The organism is Acidobacteriota bacterium (assembly GCA_040754075.1).
Taxonomy (GTDB): domain Bacteria; phylum Acidobacteriota; class Blastocatellia; order UBA7656; family UBA7656; genus JBFMDH01.
Genome location: JBFMDH010000001.1, coordinates 285039 through 304802, shown reverse-complemented (window position 1 = coordinate 304802; position 19764 = coordinate 285039). Strand labels below are relative to the sequence as shown.

Annotated in this window: 15 protein-coding genes, 1 tRNA gene and 1 CRISPR repeat array; of the genes, 7 read left to right on the top strand and 9 right to left on the bottom strand. The window is 49.8% G+C overall.

Annotated elements, in window-relative coordinates; genetic code table 11:
- Positions 1-18: 18 nt before the first annotated feature.
- Positions 19-703: a CRISPR direct-repeat array (repeat unit 36 nt; unit sequence GTGAAAGAACCATTGATGCCGAAAGGCGTTGAGCAC).
- Between the two features lie 69 nt (positions 704-772).
- Positions 773-846, bottom strand: a tRNA-Arg gene (locus AB1757_01270).
- Positions 847-1309: 463 nt separating this feature from the next.
- Here AB1757_01270 and AB1757_01265 point away from each other — a divergent pair.
- A complete protein-coding gene (locus AB1757_01265) occupies positions 1310-2929 on the top strand; it encodes a hypothetical protein (protein MEW6125665.1) in 1620 nt (539 codons plus the stop codon).
- A 76-nt stretch (positions 2930-3005) separates the two neighbouring features.
- Here AB1757_01265 and AB1757_01260 read toward each other — a convergent pair whose 3' ends face one another.
- From AB1757_01260 to AB1757_01240, 5 genes are all read right to left on the bottom strand, one after another.
- Positions 3006-3770 carry a hypothetical protein gene (locus AB1757_01260; protein ID MEW6125664.1) on the bottom strand — a complete coding sequence of 255 codons (765 nt, stop codon included), beginning with the start codon at positions 3768-3770 and terminating at the stop codon, positions 3006-3008.
- Positions 3771-3912: 142 nt separating this feature from the next.
- On the bottom strand, positions 3913-5157 hold the full coding sequence (locus tag AB1757_01255; GenBank protein MEW6125663.1) for a Gfo/Idh/MocA family oxidoreductase: 1245 nt from the start codon (positions 5155-5157) through the stop codon (positions 3913-3915).
- A gap of 84 nt (positions 5158-5241) precedes the next feature.
- Positions 5242-7068: a protein kinase gene (locus tag AB1757_01250; GenBank protein MEW6125662.1), complete on the bottom strand. Its 1827-nt coding sequence runs from the start codon at positions 7066-7068 to the stop codon at positions 5242-5244.
- Between the two features lie 125 nt (positions 7069-7193).
- Complete coding sequence (locus tag AB1757_01245) at positions 7194-7718, bottom strand: hypothetical protein (GenBank protein ID MEW6125661.1); 525 nt, start codon at positions 7716-7718, stop codon at positions 7194-7196.
- On the bottom strand, positions 7708-8394 hold the full coding sequence (locus tag AB1757_01240; protein ID MEW6125660.1) for a hypothetical protein: 687 nt from the start codon (positions 8392-8394) through the stop codon (positions 7708-7710). Before AB1757_01240 ends, AB1757_01245 begins: the two co-directional genes overlap by 11 nt.
- A 306-nt stretch (positions 8395-8700) precedes the next feature.
- Here AB1757_01240 and AB1757_01235 point away from each other — a divergent pair, with 306 nt between their 5' ends.
- Both AB1757_01235 and AB1757_01230 read left to right on the top strand, forming a co-directional pair.
- A complete protein-coding gene (locus AB1757_01235) occupies positions 8701-9939 on the top strand; it encodes a hypothetical protein (protein ID MEW6125659.1) in 1239 nt (412 codons plus the stop codon).
- A gap of 343 nt (positions 9940-10282) precedes the next feature.
- Positions 10283-11947 (top strand): FAD-dependent oxidoreductase, encoded by a 1665-nt coding sequence (locus AB1757_01230; protein MEW6125658.1) that lies wholly within the window; start codon positions 10283-10285, stop codon positions 11945-11947.
- Between the two features lie 54 nt (positions 11948-12001).
- Here the strand turns inward: AB1757_01230 and AB1757_01225 are convergent, their stop codons facing one another.
- Positions 12002-12886 (bottom strand): DUF5131 family protein, encoded by an 885-nt coding sequence (locus AB1757_01225; protein ID MEW6125657.1) that lies wholly within the window; start codon positions 12884-12886, stop codon positions 12002-12004.
- Between the two features lie 182 nt (positions 12887-13068).
- On the opposite strand from AB1757_01225, the gene AB1757_01220 reads away from it, so the two are divergent.
- From AB1757_01220 to AB1757_01205, 4 genes are all read left to right on the top strand, one after another.
- Positions 13069-13344 (top strand): hypothetical protein, encoded by a 276-nt coding sequence (locus tag AB1757_01220; protein ID MEW6125656.1) that lies wholly within the window; start codon positions 13069-13071, stop codon positions 13342-13344.
- Positions 13345-13526: 182 nt separating this feature from the next.
- Positions 13527-14942, top strand: coding sequence for an oxygen-independent coproporphyrinogen III oxidase (gene hemN / locus AB1757_01215; protein MEW6125655.1), 1416 nt, complete (start codon positions 13527-13529; stop codon positions 14940-14942).
- Between the two features lie 79 nt (positions 14943-15021).
- Positions 15022-16257, top strand: coding sequence for a c-type cytochrome (locus AB1757_01210; protein MEW6125654.1), 1236 nt, complete (start codon positions 15022-15024; stop codon positions 16255-16257).
- 304 nt (positions 16258-16561) lie between these two features.
- The gene (locus tag AB1757_01205; protein MEW6125653.1) at positions 16562-17179 is read left to right on the top strand and encodes a DUF4142 domain-containing protein; all 618 of its coding nucleotides are present in this window, start codon (positions 16562-16564) and stop codon (positions 17177-17179) included.
- Between the two features lie 180 nt (positions 17180-17359).
- Here the strand turns inward: AB1757_01205 and AB1757_01200 are convergent, their stop codons facing one another.
- Positions 17360-18448 carry an SDR family NAD(P)-dependent oxidoreductase gene (locus AB1757_01200; protein MEW6125652.1) on the bottom strand — a complete coding sequence of 363 codons (1089 nt, stop codon included), beginning with the start codon at positions 18446-18448 and terminating at the stop codon, positions 17360-17362.
- Between the two features lie 9 nt (positions 18449-18457).
- On the bottom strand, positions 18458-19627 hold the full coding sequence (locus AB1757_01195; GenBank protein ID MEW6125651.1) for a zinc-dependent alcohol dehydrogenase: 1170 nt from the start codon (positions 19625-19627) through the stop codon (positions 18458-18460).
- Positions 19628-19764 lie beyond the last annotated feature (137 nt).

Below are 19764 nucleotides of genomic sequence, written 5' to 3'. Positions count from 1 at the left end.
TGTTTCATTACTCAACTCGTGAAAGAACCATTGATGCCGAAAGGCGTTGAGCACAAACGGCTCACTGATAGACAACTCGAAAAGGTCATCGGTGAAAGAACCATTGATGCCGAAAGGCGTTGAGCACCAGAGCTATAATTTAGTGCATTATAGCCCTTTGATGTGAAAGAACCATTGATGCCGAAAGGCGTTGAGCACCGATTGGCGGTCTTTCTGACGGCGACCCGGTTGCAAGTGAAAGAACCATTGATGCCGAAAGGCGTTGAGCACTTGCCGGGTGAAAGCGCCGCGCCCGCACTCAAACGTGAAAGAACCATTGATGCCGAAAGGCGTTGAGCACCGCTCGGCGCGTTGTTGGTAATTGCGGGCGCGTTCCAGGTGAAAGAACCATTGATGCCGAAAGGCGTTGAGCACCCATGTCGTGTAGCAGTCTGGCTTGTGGTCAACTCTGTGAAAGAACCATTGATGCCGAAAGGCGTTGAGCACGCAACAGGGATTTGTTACAGCAACCCGAAACTACCTGTGTGAAAGAACCATTGATGCCGAAAGGCGTTGAGCACCTCATTCGCCACGGCACGAAGATCAAACCTCACCTGTGAAAGAACCATTGATGCCGAAAGGCGTTGAGCACCTAGAACCTGATTTAGTCCAGCTTGTAAAATTTAATGTGAAAGAACCATTGATGCCGGAAAGGTTCAGTACCGGTTTACTCATTAGTCTATGATGGAAATAAAAAAGGCTACCTGATAGTAGCCTTTTTAGGATTGAAAGATGCGCCCGGCACGACTCGAACGTGCGACCCCCTGCTTAGAAGGCAGGTGCTCTATCCGGCTGAGCTACGGGCGCAAGGTTATCAAATAACGCTCCGGTAATGTAGCATATGAACCTTGCGACTGAAAAGCGTTGACGAATATTGCAATCCATTCCCCGTTCATTAAAGTCCGCCATTCATTGATTCCCCTTCGATAACAACCAGGGTTCGCAAATCAAAGATAAACTTGTCCTCGGATTGAACGGAAAGGGCAGACCAAGCGGATAAATTTTAAACTTCCATCCGCCCTATCAATTTCATCCGAAAATGAACTTTTCGTTAGAAACATTTACCCCATTGACGGGCTTGCAATCTCTTCAGTCACCGGCAAAGATAGTTGCTCTATCGTCAGTCAATGGCTGGGCAAACCGCTCATGAAAATTTGCTTGAGCAATCGCGCGATAAATTTATTTTGTGCTATGGTATTTTTTCATCCACTTAATCACCGTTGTAAATTTTCCCATACACGAATTTGATGAAAGGGATTTTGAAGTCATCGTGAATCATCAATTCATCCGGCGCGCGATTCATCTATCCATCGCGTTTTTATTGATCATCTTTTTTACCGCGAATCTGCGCGCCCAAAATTGCAAGAAACTCACCCCGGCAGGCGACGGGCTGGACGATGCCGCCATCATCAACAACTGTCTGCAAACCCGAGGCTTTGCGCGGTTGAAAGGCGGCAACTTCTTACTTTATTCGCCAATCGTTTTCCCGCGCAGCACACCCGAAAAACAAGTAAGCGGCATGGCGCTGACCGGCAAAGGCAAAGACCTAACCAAACTCATCGTACAATCCGAATGCAGCCGTCCGTTTGCAACCACACAGGACGGCGCAACCACGACTTATCAAGCGGTCATTCAAACCGTCAAATCCCGCGAAGCCTGGTTGAGCGGCTTTGAAGTCGATGTCAGCAATCTCAGACAAGACTGCAACATCAACGGCAATTTCATCATCCTCATCAATAAATCGCCGGCTTCCAGAGTCACTGAGGTTCGCATCAAAGGTTCGCCATACGATGCCGGGAGTCTGCTCTACACCACAGGCGGCGCCAACAGCGGCGGCATCCTCGTGGTCAATTCCGAAACCACAGAGGTTGCCGGTAATGAAATCAAAGATGTCGGATTTACCTTTGAAACCGGCGGCACCTCGGCGGCAAACGGCGGCATTGAAATCGCCAATTCCGCCAATTCGATTGTCAATAACAACCGCCTGGAACACGTCGCATTCGGCATCACGGTTTTGAATGGTTCACCCGCGCATGGTTACACCGGCGACAGCAGCGGCACCGTCGTTTCCAATAACGCCATCGTCGGCGCTGCCAACCTCAATTGCGCCAATTGCTCGCAAGGTCGCGCCGTCAAACTGCAAGCCTGCGGCGACGGTTCGGAATTGCCGCTCAAAAATTTACAGGTCACCAACAATGACGCAACCGAGTTTGGCGGGCATTTATCAATCATCGGCGGGTCGGGGCTTGATCTGGTTTGCGGTGTGCAGAACAGCCTGTTTGAAAATAATCGTTTTGTCGGCGGGTCAACCGCCGAGTTCTCTTTGCAAATTCGCAGTTCTTATTTTGAATTGCCGCAAAACCCGACCTATCACAATCGCTTTCAATTCAACACCTTTATTTCAGGGCGTGGCAGCGTCTATTGCCGCGACAACTGTGTTGATGTGAATTTCACCCACGACGGACCCGACCAGATCGGCATACGGCGCAACGGCGAGAATTTCAAAGGCAGCAATTCGGCGACCAGTTTTCGCGCCGAAACCGATAGAGGTTGCGATGATTACAGCCGTCCGTTTTTTCTCTATCTCGATGGACGCGAATTCGTCCGGCATGGCGAACGCATTCTGCTCACCGCTTTGGGCGTCAGACCGGGTTCGCAGGTGACATTTAAAATCCATCGCGCCGAAGATAACCGCGAAGTGCTCACTTACACCGGCGCGGCAACCAATCGCTACTGCATTATGAATCAGGAATATTTGGTGATTGATGAAAATAAATTTCCGGCGGGCGAGTATAAAATTTTTGCCGATTATAAAGACGGCAACAGCAACGCCACGATTAGCGGCGATATGATTGGCACGATTAAAGTGAAGCCGGAGAAAAATCAGTAGTCGGTTATCCTGACCTTCTGCGTTAGCCGGTAGGCTACTTGATTAACAACCTGCCGGCTAACACATCTGGCAGGCATCAATTCATAAATTTCGCTGCGCCTGTGCGTTTATAGTCACCGATGAAACTTACGCCCAACCCGCCGCATTGCCCGTTGTCTTCGGTGACTTCCAGTTTGCCCGCGCCGAAAACGATGGTCATTTTGCAGGAGTATTCGTCATCGCCTTCTTTAATCAATAATTTATTGCCGCTGAGATTGAAGGTGCCGCTAACGTTTCCGGTGCGCACATTGCCGCGTCGCGCATCAATGACCAATACGGCTTCGCCTTCGATTTGCGCCATGCCATTGGCGAGCGCCTTCACATTGATTTCCGCGCCGCTCACTTTTTCAATGCGACCTTCGGCATCGAGGCGTTCATATCTGCCATCAATGCCGCTTGCGGGTGCGCTATTCACGGGTGTTGTCTCGCTGCCGCTTGCCGTCAAAGCGAACGGGAAACTTTTCGACCCGTCGGCATTCGTCCAAATGCCTTCAATGGAACTGGCAGTAACGAATCGCCCTTTAAAAGTCCCTGTCGGTTTGCCGCTTTCGTCAAACTCTTTCAAGGTAAATTGCTGACCGCTGACGGTGCCGTTCAAGACAATCGCCTTGCCAACCCTTTCATAGTAATAACTGCCCGAAAGCCTCTGCCCATCCTGCGCCAGCGTCATCTTGATGCGCAGCGTCTTGTTAATGGTTCCGGTAAACGCGCGCTCACCCTGCAAAGGAGCAGCCCAAGTCAAACCAACCAGTGAAACAATCGTAATCAAACCGAAAAATATTTTCTGCAAACGGTAATTCATAAAATCCTTTCAGCGAATGACCAGAAAAAACCAGACTTAATCAAATGCTGAGATGATCAAGCGATATTGAAAGAAAGGTGGTAAAGCCAGAGCGTTTTCTCCCCTTCTCCCCTTCTCCCCTTCTTCCTGTCTCCCCTTTTCTTCATCCTTTCCACGCGCCGCGCGCCACCGGCGGGATATAGGAATCCAAATCTTGCGGGCGAAAATCAATGGTGCGTTCCTGTTCGGCGCTCATATAGGCGGTCATTAAAAGTTCAGTGACTTCCAAGCCATCGTGAAAATTCTCTTCGGGCATACGACCATCGAGGAAACATTCGATGAAATAACGGTTCTCGTTTTCGTAGCCGTATTCTGCCGCTTCATTACCGACAACAGGCATCAACCCCTGTTCGGCATTCTGTTTTTCAACCAGGTCTTCGCCGACCGCGCCGGTCACTTTGCGACTTAAAAACAGTTTGAGTCCGCTATCGAGCGAACTCATCGACAGCGAATATTCAGGACCCAGAAGTTCCATGCTGAGTCTGAGTCCCGCGCCGACATAACTCCACGAAGTTGTGACTTCGGCAATCAGCGGCGTTCCCGCTTCGTCTTCGTATTGAATGGTGGCGCGGGCGAAATCTTCTGCGGGTTTGTTGCGATAATCGACTTCCTTGCCCATAGTCTCCTGCAAAATCTTTGCGTATTCGGGACGCGACCATTTCAGCGAAGCGATTTGCGCAGACACTTTTTTGGGTTGCACGCTTGCACGCGGCGCGCCCGGTCGGGTGAGCATAAAACGCGCGACTTCGACCGAATGGCACATCATATCGTTGAGAACGCCGCCGCCTTGCAGTTCGCCTTGCCAGAACCAGGGCATATGCGGCCCGCTATGTTCTTCGGCGGCGCGCGCCAGGTAAGGTCTTCCGGTGAGCGCCGCGCCGCGCGCCCAGATGATTTCTCTGCCGCGTTGAATCCCCGGCGAAAAGAGTTGGTCTTCGAGGTAGCCGTGCAGGACGCCGGCTTTTTCGACCAGTTCAACCATGCGTTTGGCTTCGGCGACGTTGCGCGCCAGAGGCTTTTCGCAGGCAATGCCAAGGAGTTCGCCTTTGCCCGATTGCAAGGCGTTAGTGATGGCTTCCATATTTTCGATGCGTTTATGATTGGGCCCGCACATCCAGAGGCAATCAATATCCGGGGAAGCCACCATTGCTTCGATTGAGGGATAAGCTTGCGCTTCGCCGACGCGGAGTTTACGCGCAAGGGCGGCGGCATCTTCGGCATGGGCGGCGTTCGGACTCCAAATGCCTAAAACATCGGCGTCGCGCACCGCTTGAAATGATTGAATATGAAAGCGCGTAATAAACCCGCTACCGATAAATCCTACGCCCAGACGTTTTTTTGCAGTCATAAAAAATTTTTCTCCTGATGAATTGATGATGGATGAAGTAATAAATCGTGATTTGATTTTATGCCAGCGTCGCGCATTGAAAAGTTATCGACGACCTTTTTCGGCGGCAACTAATAAATCAACATTCTTGCGGTCGTTTGCCGTGAGCCTCGAATCCTGATAATCGTCACGCGGTTCGTACCAGTCTTTTGAATTGAAATATTTCTGCAAATCGGCTGATTCAAAGCGGCGTCCGTGCCGCGCATAGACGGTGTTTCTGAGCAAGCGCAATTTCGGCGCTGAGATGCCTTCGATGTCCGCGCTGTTTAACGCCGCCCCCTCCAGAATTTTTTTCTCCGCCACGCTGACATTGCCGCTAAACGGCGTCAGCGGCGGCGGACCGACATCGGGTTGCGTGTCATCGACCGTCGGCAACTCGCCTGGCGGTTTGGTCGAGGCATTGGTATTTCCCGCGTTTTTATTCGCTGGATTGATTGCGCCGTTTTTATTCGCCGTCGAATTAATATCCGACGGATTAATCACATCTCTTTGCGAAGCAGAGTTGCCCGATTTCGCCGTATCAACTGTTGAACCTGCATTGCTGTTTGGCGTTGGATTGATTTCGGGTTTCGGTTTAAAAACCCACCACAATGCCACACCGGCTGCCGCTAAAAAAACCAGCAGCGCAACCAGATTGATGATGAGTTTTTTATTCCCTGCCGGTTGTTGAATCGTCTGATAGCCTTGCCCGCCGGTTTGCGCCATCGTCGCCTGATTGGTCATCACCGCGAAATTTTGCGGTTGGGTGTTAGGATACGCGACTGCTCCCGATGGCATATTGGCGCTGCCCCACCCGGCGGTTCCACCCGCAGGCGTTGAATAGACCGGCGGAAGAGTTCCGGTTGCAACTGCCGCCTGCATTTCGCGGGCAAAGGCGCTGGCGTCCGCTTGTCGGGCATCCGGGTGTTTGGCAAGCGCGCGTTGAATGACCGCTTCGAGCGCCGGTGGAATATTCAACCCCTGTGCGAAAGGCGGCGGCGCTTCGGTCAAGTGTTTGGCGACAATGCCGGTCGGCGTGTTGGCAGTAAATGGCGGCGTCCCGGCAAGCATTTCATAGAGGGTTGCGCCAAGGCTGTAGACATCCGAGCGCGAATCGAGCGATTCGCCTTTGCACTGTTCGGGCGACATATAATAGGGCGTGCCCATGACGATGCCGGTTTGCGTGAGCGTCGCATTGCCGACCATATCGCGAAGTTTGGCAATGCCGAAATCCAGAACTTTAAGGGTTTCGCTTTCGCCTTCGTCGTGCGGCGGCAACACAATAAAGTTATCGGGTTTGATGTCGCGATGGACAATCCTTTGCCGGTGCGCTGCGCCGATGCCCGCGCAAGCCTGTTGCATCAACGCCACGGCGCGCGGGTAAGGCAGAAACCGCTCACGCGATAAAATATCGCGCAGGGGTTCGCCCGAAACCAACTCCATGACGATGAATGCCGGAATGCCGTTTTCCGGTTCTTCGCCCGCATCATAAATCGCTACGACGTTCGGATGATGAATCATGGCGGCGGCTTGCGCTTCGCGGCGAAAGCGTTCCAGCGCGCCGCTTTCGGTAACGAATTTCTGATGAAGAATTTTGATCGCCACGTTATCGCCGATTCTCAAACGTTTGGTGCGATAAACCGTTCCCATGCCGCCTTCGCCGAGTTTCGCGAGGATTTCATATTTGCCTTCGATGACGCGCCCAATCAATGGGTCAGCGGGCGGCGCAGATGTCATCGGCACAATCAGAGTTTGGGCACTTTGAGTGGCATTTAAATTGTCATTGGCAGCAATAACCGTTGGCGCGTTGAATTCGCCGGTGATGGCAAGCCCGCACTGCGGACAGAATTTAGCGTTATCGGCAAGCAGGTTATTGCAGCGCGGACAGTTCATTAAAACTCTTGGTTATCCCCTCAAGGAATTTTGCAGTTGTGATGGTAACGGCTGGCTTTTTTTCTGTAAAGCGGCAACATCATCCGCGAAGTTTCAATTCAATATTTGTGCTTTTAATCGTAGGTTCATTTTTTCATTTTGATCATTTTTATTTCTAAACCCGATGAGGTTTCCAGATATTTTTTTCCGTCCCATTTATAAAGCGTAGTATAGAATCGATATTGATTTTGCCCCAAAACTCCCATAGGGGTTTCACTGATCAAATCACAATAGCCATGTGATCTGGTGCGCTTGGCGTTTAGCTGCTTATCGTTAAGTAAAAGTACATATTTGTTTGATTGTTTTTGATAAATCCAGTAATCACAATTCCCACCGGCACCACACCAGTCAGGGTGATCAATCCATAAGAAGAACTCTAAAACACCATCCCCGTTAATATCACGTAATTTAAATTTCAGATTTTTGTAAATCACCTCAATGTCATGTTTGGATAGGCGAAAACCTTTATCGTTTGAATGAATATCATGGATCAATTGGTCGACCAGCGCCGATGGCAGCCTGGACGGAGTTTTAGCGAATGCGTGCAATTCATCCGATGACATGGTCAGACCTGAAATAAGGATTAAATAGACGATTATTTTACTTGTCATATCCTACTCTCCCATTGCCGCTATTATCTTCACTGTGACTAATCTGTTCAATCGCGCGAGCTATTTGATTTCTCATAAAATCATTTTCAACTGATTGCTCAAGATGTTGAAGGACAGGCAAGGCTCGCTTATCGCCAATCTCTGCTAATACCAAAGAGGCTCTTATCTGAATGATTCGATTCAACTCTTTTAAAGGTTTAGAGCTATCCGATGCGGCAATCATTTTTTCAGCCGCTTCTATAGAGGTAATCAAATGCGGAACTGCTGGTGACCCGATTTCTACCAGAGCCTGCATGACCGGTGATAATCCCACTTCCATCCCGGCGGGCACTTCTCTTTCCATTGTTTTAACCAGAATGGGAATGGCTTCCTCAGAATGAATTGCTCCCAGGATTTCATAAACGTCATTTTTGACGCTTGGTTTAACGAATTTATCTACCTCAATAATGGGATACCCTTCTAACCAAGCAATCAGTCGTTTTGCGGCTGGCTCAGCCAATTGAATCAACTTCTTTTTAGCAATAATTCGTTCAGATTCATTTTCTGATGATAACTGTCTGATATATTCATCAGCCGGATTTTCCTCGGTTGTTGTCTGTACCGTACTCTCTTTCTTACAACCAATAAAGCACAGGCTTATCAGGCAAATCAAAATTGTGGTCAAGACTTCACGCATCACCTGCATTAGACACAAAACGACTCGAAATGTTCCAGATGAAATTCACCAAGCCGAGGAACCAATCAGTTTGATTACATAAGATAACTATTGCTTTTTTAAGCGGCTGCGGCATTCTATATAACGAAGCGCATCCCCCGAACCTCACAACCGTTGAAGGTTACAGCAATAAAATGATTTTTTAATTGAGGTTGCTTCATTGAATTGAAGCCAGCGGTTTAAGTCTGCGCGTGTTCATTGATACGTGAGCAGATTTCTCATCCCTTGCCGACCGTTTAACTTTTTCTTAGAGTGGGAGAAATCATCATGAGCGAGATCAACTGGTCTAGCTTACTCGAATATCAGGACGTTGAAGGACTGTGGAACGGACTCTATCAAATTGTCTCGCGTCATCCGGCAGTTCGTCCGCTGCATTTCGCTACGGATGGCGCTGCCGTGGTCTCACCTTTTGAAATTAATGCCGACCTCACACAGGAACTTTTCTTAGAGCTTTTTCAAAAACAACGATTCGAGCACTATCTGTACACAGGCTATAGCAGCGCCGATATTGAAAACGAAATCGCACATATCGAATTACCCAATCTCGTCGGCGCGCGTCTCAGAAAACGTTACCCGGAATCATTCCGCATGGCGCGCCGGGTCAGCGCCTTGCTCAAATCCAGTCCGCGTTTTCGCCGCATGAGCGAAACCGATGATGAGGCGGAAGCGTCGCCCAAACCCAAACGCGGTCGCCCGCCGAAAGCCGCGAAACAAACGATACCTGCCAATCCGCAGGCTGAAGAAGACGACGATTTGGAAGCGATTGCCGATTTCGCCGGTGACGAATTGCCAAATGAGACAGCGCCAGCGACGCCAAAACGCCAACGCATGGTTAATCAGGTTTACGGTTTGAAAGAATGGAAATCGACCAAACCGATGCGCGATTCGGGACATTTTGGCGAATTCATCAGGAATGTTCCGATGCGCAAACGCGACACCCGCGTGGTCGGACGTTCGGGAACTTCACAACTGATTTTATCGAATCCCGAACTCGAAAATCTGATGATAGAAATTTTCGAGGCTATCGATTCGCCCGCCGATGTGCGAACCATTCGCCAGTTGGCGCTGGCGAAAATTCCGCTGCAGGATTACAACATCGCCTCGCTTGATGAAGAGTTCAGCGCCCCGAGCGGCAACGGGTCAATGATGCGACGCGACCCTGCCGATACGCGCGGCACTGCCGAAGATGTTCTGCTTCGCGAAGAGAAAAACCGTCAAGCCGCTGACCTTGCGGGCAACTTTCTCCATTCCCTGCGCAAAGCCGTCAATAATAATGAGCGGCGTTATGACCGGCTGCTTTCGACCTTGTGGCATTGTTTTTATAATCCCGAAAATCCTTCGCAACTCGAAATTGCCGATACCCTCGGAGTGTCGGATTCACTGGTGAGCGATAATCGTCGTTTGATTGAACACGAGTTGAAAAAGTTGCGCCTTTCGGTTGAAGAAGGCGCGGTGTTTTCCGAATCGCTCAGAATGCTCATCGAACCGAATGGATTGATTAACTGAAATGGATGAAGCGCAACCGGGAAAATCGCTGTATCGGCTGCGCTTCACCGCTCACCCATCCTCAACCACACATCAAGCAAGCAAAATCGATTAAAGTTATCAGTTGTTCAAAATGCGCCAAAGGCACAGGGGAAATCAGCCTGCGGGGCTACCAGGATTATTTATTGCTTTTATGGTTTCGGGAATAATCCGCACCTTGAGAGTGATTACCTGATTGTGAAACCAAGATAATCGTGAGAGGCAAACCCTCTCGAATGCAATCGCCAACGAAAGTGATGGCTGCGCTTTCTGATAGCGGTTAAAACTTTTCACGCTTTGAATTCATGAACTGCTCGAAAATATTATGAAGACCACACCACACCCTAAATCACGTATCGTCATTCTCGGCGGCGGCTTTGCAGGCGTTTATACCGCAAGTTTTCTGGAAAACCATTTAGGTCATCGAGACGATTTTGAAATCATTTTAATCAACAAAGAAAATTATTTTGTCTTTCAACCGATGCTCCCTGAAGTCATTTCAGGAACCATCGGTATGCTCGATACGGTCAGCCCCATTCGTCGCCTCTTGCCGAAAACCAACCTCCATGTTCGTGATGTCGAAGCCATCGATTTAGCGAAGCAAACCATCACCATTAGCCCCGGTTTCAAACCGCATTCCCACGTCATCGAATATGACCACCTGGTGATTGCGCTCGGTAATGTCACAGATTTTCGCGGGCTGAGAGGGCTGCCCGAACATGCCTTGCCGTTTAAAAATCTCGCCGATGCAGTCTTTCTGCGCAATCACGTCATCCGCGCTTTGGATGAAGCAGCAGTTGAACAGGACGATATGGAGTTACGCAAACAACTGCTGACTTTCGTGGTCGCGGGTGGCGGCTTTTCCGGTGTAGAGGTTTGCGCTGAACTCAATGATTTTGTCCGCGATGTTGCCAAAAACTATCGCACCATCCGCCCCGAAGAAATCCGCGTCATTCTGGTACATTCGCAAGCGCGCATCCTGCCGGAAGTCTCGGAAAAACTTGCGCTGTTCGCTCAAAATATTTTAATGAAACGCGGAGTCGAGTTGCGCTTGAAATCCCGGCTCGAAGCCGCAACCGGCGAAGCGGCGATTTTAAAAGGCGGCGAAAAAATCCCCACGCGCACCCTGGTTTCAACGATTCCGAGTTCGCCGCACCCGCTGGTTGAAAACCTTGATTTGCCTAAAGAAAAAGGCAAACTTCTGGTTGATGAATTTCTGCAAGTGCAAAACACAAATAATGTCTGGGCGCTTGGCGATTGCGCTTTAGTGCCCGCGCCTGATGGCGGTTTCAGTCCGCCAACCGCGCAACATGCAATCCGTCAGGCAAAAGCCTTAGCGCAAAATCTCATGGCTAAAATTCGCGGCGGCAAGCCAGGCAAATTCGCTTTCAAAGGTCTTGGTAAAATGGGGGCGCTCGGACATCGCTCGGCAGTCGCGGAAATTTTCGGCATCAATATCTCAGGGTTTTTCGCCTGGTGGATGTGGCGCACGATTTACCTGATGAAGATTCCCGGCTGGGGCAGGCGTTTGAAAATCGTCACGTCGTGGACGCTTGATTTATTTTTACCGCCCGAACTCATTCAACTCAAACTCATGCAATCTGCGGGTTTATTGCAGGAACATTTCGAGCCAGGGCAAACGGTTTTTCATCAAGGCGATTTGGGCGACAGGATGTACATCATCTTGAGCGGGGCTGCCGAAGTGGTGCGCCAGGAACAGAGTAAAGAAATTCGCCTGGCAGAAATTCGCGCCGGTCAGTATTTCGGCGAGATGGCGCTGGTTGAAAAAACCTCGCGCAACGCTACAGTGCGCTGCCTTGAAGCGATGAATACCTTGAGCATTCCCAAAGGCGAATTTTCGATGCTTGCCGCGCACCTGCCGGAGCTTCGCGCCAGCGTCGAAAAAATTTCCCGCCTGCGTCAACAGGAAAATCGCGAACAATTGAATCAAGAGGCAATCGAAGAAGGAGAAATGAGTGAAGTGGCGTGACGCTTAAAAATCATGTCACGTTTCCTCATCCGCCTCTACTATTGGTTCAGTAATTTAAAACGGTAACATCGGTGCCCGGTCTTCATCGGTTGCGGGTTCAACCGACGCCAACCTGTGACCAAGCCCTTGACGGTCGACTTCAGCGCGAAGCAATTTAACCTGCGCGTCACTTGCAGGCGCGTGGTTTTCGCGACGCAGTCTGCGAAAAAAACCAGGGGATTGTTTCGAGCGGTAATTCAAAGTATCGAGTGAGAGTGCGCCGGTGCCGGTCTCAATGATTGCTCCAACCGAATCAACCACAAACGCTTCGGTCATTGGCGCAGGCACAATCACCGGCGCCCAGAGAAAATAAGTTGCAATGCCGTGACTGGTTAAACGCTTGATGATTGCCAGTCGTTCGCTGGTCACCGGTGCCCACGGTTCAAGGAGTCGCGCAAGCCCGTCAGTCATCACCGAAAAGCTCATGCCGACCGCCACACGCGGAAGTCGCACAAGAATATCGACATCGCGTTCAACCAGCGGTTGCTTGGTTAAAATAAATAACGCGTGTTGCGGATGGCGCGCGAAAATTTCGAGCATTCGTCTGGTGATTTTGTATTGCGCTTCAACCGGCTGGTAAGGGTCGGTCGCGGTTGACATAAAAACCTTCGTCGGCTTTTTTAATTTTGCGAGTTGCCGGTCGAGCAGTTCGACTGCGCCGGATTTGACATCAACATAGCCTCCCCATTTTCTCGCTTCCAGTTGTTTGTGACGCATATGCGGAACGTAGCAATAGGCGCAGCCCACCGTACAACCGGCATAAGGGTTGAGCGTAAAGCCGCCCATTGCCGAAACGTTGAGCACCGATTTCGGCTCGATGACATTGAGGTTGATTAACCGCTCAGGCTTTTGTTTATCGCTCACCTGCTGATTATAAAATTTGCGCTCATCTGATGACATCTTGATTTTCAGTTTCCGACAATTGAAAGCGCGCAGTCTTTGACCGCTGGCTCAACGATGAACTCCATGCCGCGACGATTCATAATCAACCATCAAGTTAGCTTGCCAATGCAACTCACTTTAAATTTTTAGCGTAAAATCCATTGACGACTGCTACCTAAATTTAGTTCGGAGGAAAATTTATGACCTTCAGTTCATTGATTTTGTTATTGATTATTGCAGGCGTTTGCGGCGCGATAGGCAAATCCATCGCCGGTTATGATCGCGGGGGATGTCTTGCATCAATTGCGCTGGGGTTTATCGGCGCGCTGCTTGGCGTATGGCTTGCCGGTCAACTCGATTTGCCGAAAATGTGGGTCATTCGCATCGGCGGCGAACCCTTTCCGATTATCTGGTCAATCATTGGCTCGGCGCTTTTTGTTGCGGTGCTCGGATTTTTGACGCGACGAAAAAATTGACCGCTTGACCGGGATTGGGTAATTTCACGCCCCTTGATTTTAAACCAATCCGCTTGCTCATCCGGTTTTTTACTCGCAAACTGCCTTGTTATAGCTGAAATCGCGAAAGATTCCGCAATTTTTAGCGGAACAGCGGTTGCACTACCTACGACTGAAACCTATTGCGGAGAGTAGAAACGAAAATGAACGAGAATTTAGAATTAACCATTGCGGGCACCTGTTTAACCCTTTCACCTGAAACCTTAATCAAATATGACCAGCCGGGTCCGCGTTATACGAGTTACCCGACCGCACCCGAATGGGACGATAATTTCAACGCCGGAGATTATCGGCAAGTCTTAAAACAGGCTAACGAAAAACCGCAGCCCACGCCTTTGTCTTTATATTTTCATCTGCCGTTTTGCGAATCGCTTTGTCTCTATTGCGGCTGCAATGTCGTGATTAATAAAAATCATGAAGTCGCGGTGCCTTACATCGAAAGCCTCAAACGCGAGATTGATTTAATCTCTCAAGAGGTCGCTTTGACGCGCCCGGTTGAACAATTGCACTGGGGCGGCGGCACGCCGACTTATCTGTCACCCGCACAAATCGAAATTCTCTATTCGCATATCGCTTCGCATTTTTCGATTTCGGACAATGCGGAAATCAGCATCGAGGTTGACCCGCGCGTCACCACCGCCGAACACTTTCGCGCGCTGCGACGTGTGGGATTCAACCGGCTCAGTCTGGGCATTCAGGATTTCAATCCGCTGGTGCAAAAAACCATTCATCGCATTCAACCTTATGAAGAGACGCGCCAGCTTTTCGATTACGCCCGCGAACTCGGATTCGAGAGCATCAACGTTGATTTGATTTACGGCTTGCCGCACCAGACGCAGGAAAGTTTCACGGATACGATTGATAAAATTATCGAGATGAATCCCGACCGCATCGCGGTATTCAGTTATGCGCATGTGCCGTGGATGAAAAAACAACAAGGCAGTTTTGCAAAATTCTTGCCCACGGGGTTTGAAAAATTCCGCATCTTCGCCGAGGCAATCGCTAAATTCAGCGAAGCCGGTTACCGCTACATTGGACTCGACCACTTCGCCCGTCCCGATGATGAAATCTCGGCGGCGCAAGACGACCGCACCCTGCATCGGAATTTTCAAGGATACACCACCAAAGCCGGTTGCGATTTGTATGCGATGGGGGTGAGTTCGATCAGCGGTTTTGCCGATGCTTACGCGCAAAACTGGCGCGATTTGCCGCACTATTACGATGCCATCAATCGCCACGAACTTCCGACCATGCGCGGCGTTCGGGTCACTGAAGAAGACAAATTACGCCGTTCGGTCATCAATCGCATTCTCTGCCATTGCAAAGTCGTAAAAAGCGAAGTCGAAGGCGATTTCAATATTCGCTTCGATGATTTTTTTGCCAGTGAACTTGCCGAACTCGAAGCCCTCACAGTCGATAACCTGGTTCGACTGACCGCTGATGAAATTATTATTGAACCGCTCGGTCGCATCTTTTTGCGCAATGTGGCGATGGTTTTTGACGCTTATTTGCAACGCGCTGAAGCGAGCAAACGAAAAGTTTTTTCGCGAACCCTTTAATAATTTCGAGGTTGCCAGAGTCCCAAGTCAAACCTACAATCTAAGCCTCATTCAATAATTTAATGGAGGCTAACCATCAATGACCGGAACCATCATCAAGCGGGTCGTCACTTTGACGACGCTTGGTTTAATAATCGCTTTTTCAATCAACCATAAAAGCAGCGCCAACTCGCAAAATTCGGAAGCGCAAGACCCGCAAGCCATCTGGGCTGCGGTCGTGAAAAATATCAACCAATCGCAAGGTCAACCCGCTGCATCAACTGAAAAACCTGCCGAACAGGAATACAAAAATATTCAAGCCTTAAAGGGGATGCCCGCCTGGCAATTGGAACAGGTGATGCACCTGTTCAACGGTTCGCTCGGTGTTCGCTGTGATTTTTGCCACGTTCGCACGGGCGATAAATGGGAATGGGATAAAGATGACAAGCAAGCCAAAAAGGTCGCGCGCAAGATGATTCAAATGACCCTCGACATCAATAAAACCAGTTTCAACAACCGCCCGGAAGTCAGTTGTTATACCTGTCATCAAGGTCACGAACACCCCGCCAATCCGCCTGCCTTGCCCGTTGCCGTCGTCGCTGTGCAACCGCCTGCTGCACGACCTGCGCCCAATGCTCAGCCTACGCCCGGAACTCAACCGACGCCCGGCGCGACGCCTGCGGGAATGCCGACGCCCGATCAAATTTTGCAAAAATATGTCGAAGCCGTAGGCGGCAAAGCGGCGATTGAAAAAGTGCAATCCCGCCAGATGAAAGGCACCTATACGCGACAAGGCGGACAGCCCTTGCCATATGAAGTTTTGCAAACGCCGGGCAAATTGCTGCTCACGGTCACCACGCCGCAGGGCACAAATGTGCGCGGTTTTAATGGCACGACGGGTTGGAGTCAACAAGGCAATCAGACACATGAAATGGAGAAGGGCGAACTCACGATGATGAAAGACTGGCTTGACGCTTTCGATGCGTTGAAAATCAAAGAGCCTTATCCGCGTTTCGCTTTCCGGGGCAAAGATAAAATCGGCGCAAACGAAGTCTATGTGCTGACCGGCGCGACGCCCGACCGTCGCCGCCTGCGACTCTATTTCGACATTAAAACCGGATTGTTGTTGCGCAAACAGATTCTGGCGAACACCCCGGTGGGCACTGACCCGACACAGATTGATTTTGCCGATTATAAAAAAGTTGATGGAGTGATGTTACCGATGACCATCAGCGTCTATTACGCCGAGTTTGCGTTTTCCGGCGCTCGTCAGTTCAAAGAGATCAAGCAGAATGTTCCGGTCGCCGATACGAAATTTGAGATGCCGAAACCATAGAAAGATTCAAAGAAAATTTAAATTTTCAAATTAACCGAGACTATGCATTTTTATGAACGCATAGTCTTTTTTTTATCCCTATTTTTACATAGCGGATGGTAAAAAGTTTGCACGTTCTTGGTTCACCGTTGTGGAATTCATACACAAATTCTTCACAGTTTCCCCTGATTTTACGGGCATAGCACTTGCACACTAATTTCACCTCGCAAGCTTTTTTGATTGGGTTCGGTTCAATCAAATGTACGATTCCGGCTCATCAATTTTAAGCAATACCAAATTTACATTAGAAGGAGAGTAAGAGATTATGAAACCACAGGCCGTAAAAATGCTTTTGGTGATGTTAAGTGTTTTAGCTTTATTCGTCGCTGGCTTCGCACAGGAAAATCCCAAACCCACAGATAAACCGCAGACCCAGGATAAATCGACAAAAGCCGATAAAACGCAAACAACCCATCATGATCAAATGAGCAAACCGCTTGATCATGAATTTGCGATGAAGGCTGCAAAAGATGGCATGGCGGAAGTCGAGTTGGGACAACTGGCGACAACCAAAGCGTCAAACGACGATGTCAAAACCTTTGCTCAGCGAATGGTGGATGACCATTCCAAAGCCAATGATGAGTTGAAAAATCTTGCTGCTACCAAAGGCATCACCTTGCCGACCGCTTTAGACGCCACAGGGAAAAAAATGGTCGATGATTTGTCGAAGTTGTCGGGCGCGGATTTTGACCGAAAATACATGGAGATGATGGTTAAAGACCATGACAAAGCAGTGGCGCTTTTTGAAAAACAAGCGACCAGCGGAAAAGATGTCGAGTTGAAAGCCTGGGCAGATAAAACCCTTCCGACGTTGCGCGAACATCAAAAAATGGCGCGTGATACGGCAGCTAAAGTCGGCGCGAAATTGACTCCCGCAAAATAGAGCGGCGTGCACATTGATTTACTGAAGTTGAGGAAGCGGTCATTAGCCCTTCCTCAACCGATTCAAATTAAAATCAATCGCCAATAACGCTCATCACTTACTTCTGATATTTTTGTGAGTTTATCGAAAACAATCCCGCGTTGAATGTAGTTGCCGGCATCAGGTATGAGATTGCAACCATCAATGAATTTGATTATTTTCCCGCGCCGCTTTTTCATCCAAAGTCGTTAATACGGAAGGCGCAATTTCCGAAGCGCTTTCTCTGCCCTTGGCGGTTTGAGTTCCGATGCCGCCCGGTGCCGGCAACAATCGGCTCACCAGACTCAAACAATCTGCCGTCAGACCGGGAAACCAGCTTGCGAATTTTACGGCTACTTTTGCCTGCGGGGAGAGGACGATTTCCGCATCGCCGCGTTTACAAGCGGCAATGATTTGCCGCGCCGCGCTTTCGGCGCTGATGGAGGTGAGCGGCGATGAATCGCTAATCACAAACCAGCTATATTCGGCGCGATGCTGGCCCTTGAAATTGGCATTGCGCGGGCTGCCGGTGCGCATCAGTCCGGGCACAACAGTGGTCACAATCACCTGGTCTTTTTTGAGTTCCGCATTCAGCCCTGATGAAAGTCCGACGAGCGCGAACTTGCTCGCCGAATAGGGCACCAGATGCGGCACACTGATTTTTCCGCCAATCGAAGTGATATTGACGATGCGCCCATCGCGGCGACGGCGCATATTCGGCATGACGGCAAGAATGCAATAAAGCGCCGACCAGTAATTCGTATTCATGGCTTTTTCATAATCATCAAGGGTCATCTCTTCGATGGGACCAACGCTGATGGTGCCCGCATTATTGACCAGCACATCAATATCCCCGTAAAGATTTTTAATCGTCTGCACCATTCCGAAAACCTGGGTCTGGTCAGTCACATCACAGGTGACGGTGAAAACCGTCGAGCCGTATTTCATCAGGTCATCATAAGCCCGTTCGAGTTCCTCCGGGTCACGAGCGCAAATGGCGACGCGCGCCCCCTCGCGTAAGAATTCGCGCGCCATCACCAACCCAAGTCCGCGCGAGCCTCCGGTGATCAGTACATTCTTACCGCGAAGGTCATATTCCATAATTTTTTTGGTTAAAGCGCGCGCCGCAAGGACTGCGCCTACCCCGGCAGCAGTCCACAATATCGCCTTGCTCCGTTTTTTCTTTCGCGCCCAATCGGGCACCAGATAATCTTTCAGCACTTTGCGAATGACCAGACTTTTCAAATTCATGGTTCACCTTTATGGCTTTAACACAATTTTGATACAGCTATCTTTTTTATCGCTGAAAACGCTGTAGCCTTTGGCAGCGTCTTCGAGATACAAGCGATGGGTAATCACAAACGACGGGTCAATGTCGCCTTTTTCAATGCGTTCAAGCAACGGGCGCATATAGCGTTGCACATGGGTCTGCCCCATTTTAAGGGTCAAGCCTTTATTGAATGCCGCGCCCAGCGGAACTTTATCAAGAAAGCCGCCATAAACGCCGGGAATCGAAACCGTACCGCCTTTGCGACAACTGTGAATCGCCTGTCTGAGCGCGTGCGGTCTATCGGTTGCCATAAACATCGCCGCTTTCACGCGGTCATAAATCGCATCAGGGGTGGTGCCGTGCGCTTCCAGCCCTACGGCATCAATGCAGGCATCAGCGCCCAGTCCGCCAGTCATCTCTTTCAACTTGTCGAATATATCTTCATCATCGAAATTCAGGGTTTCGGCTTTGCCTTCGATTTCCGCCATGCGCAACCGTTCGGGAATATGGTCAATGGCAATGACGCGCGCTGCGCCAAGCAGGTAGGCACTTTTGATGGCGAATTGCCCGACGGGACCGCACCCCCACACGGCAAGGGTATCGCCCGGTTGGATGTTGCAATTTTCCGCCGCCATGTAACCGGTGGGGAAAATATCTGAAAGAAATAACACCTGTTCATCTGAAAGTGAATCGGGAATTTTTAGCGCGCCGACATCAGCAAAAGGCACGCGGGCGTATTCGGCTTGTCCGCCCGCGTACCCACCCATCATATGCGAATACCCGTAAAGCCCCGCTGGCGAAAATCCGTAAAGGGTTTCAGCCATTTTCGCATTGGGGTTCGAGTTATCACACAAGGAAAACAGTTGGCGCTGACAGAAAAAACATCGCCCGCAGGAAATCGTAAAGGGCACGACCACGCGATCACCAACTTTTAAACTTGTTACATCTTTGCCGACTTCAACGACCGTGCCCATAAATTCGTGACCGAGGATGTCGCCTTTCTCCATCGTCGGGATGTAGCCGTCATAAAGGTGTAAATCGGAACCGCAAATTGCGGTGGCAGTGATTTTGATAATCGCATCGTGAGGATTGATGATTTTCGGTTCAGGCACATCCTGCACCCGCACATCATACTTTCCATACCAGCAAAGGGCTTTCATAGTTCCTCTTTAACCTGCTGAGCAGTTTGCATTGAGAAAAAATCGACAGACCCGAAAGTCTTTATATTCATTGTCAACCGTTCGTGGCGATTTAAGTGCAGCAGGCTCTCTCTCAAACTCCCGGATGCCTGCTGCAC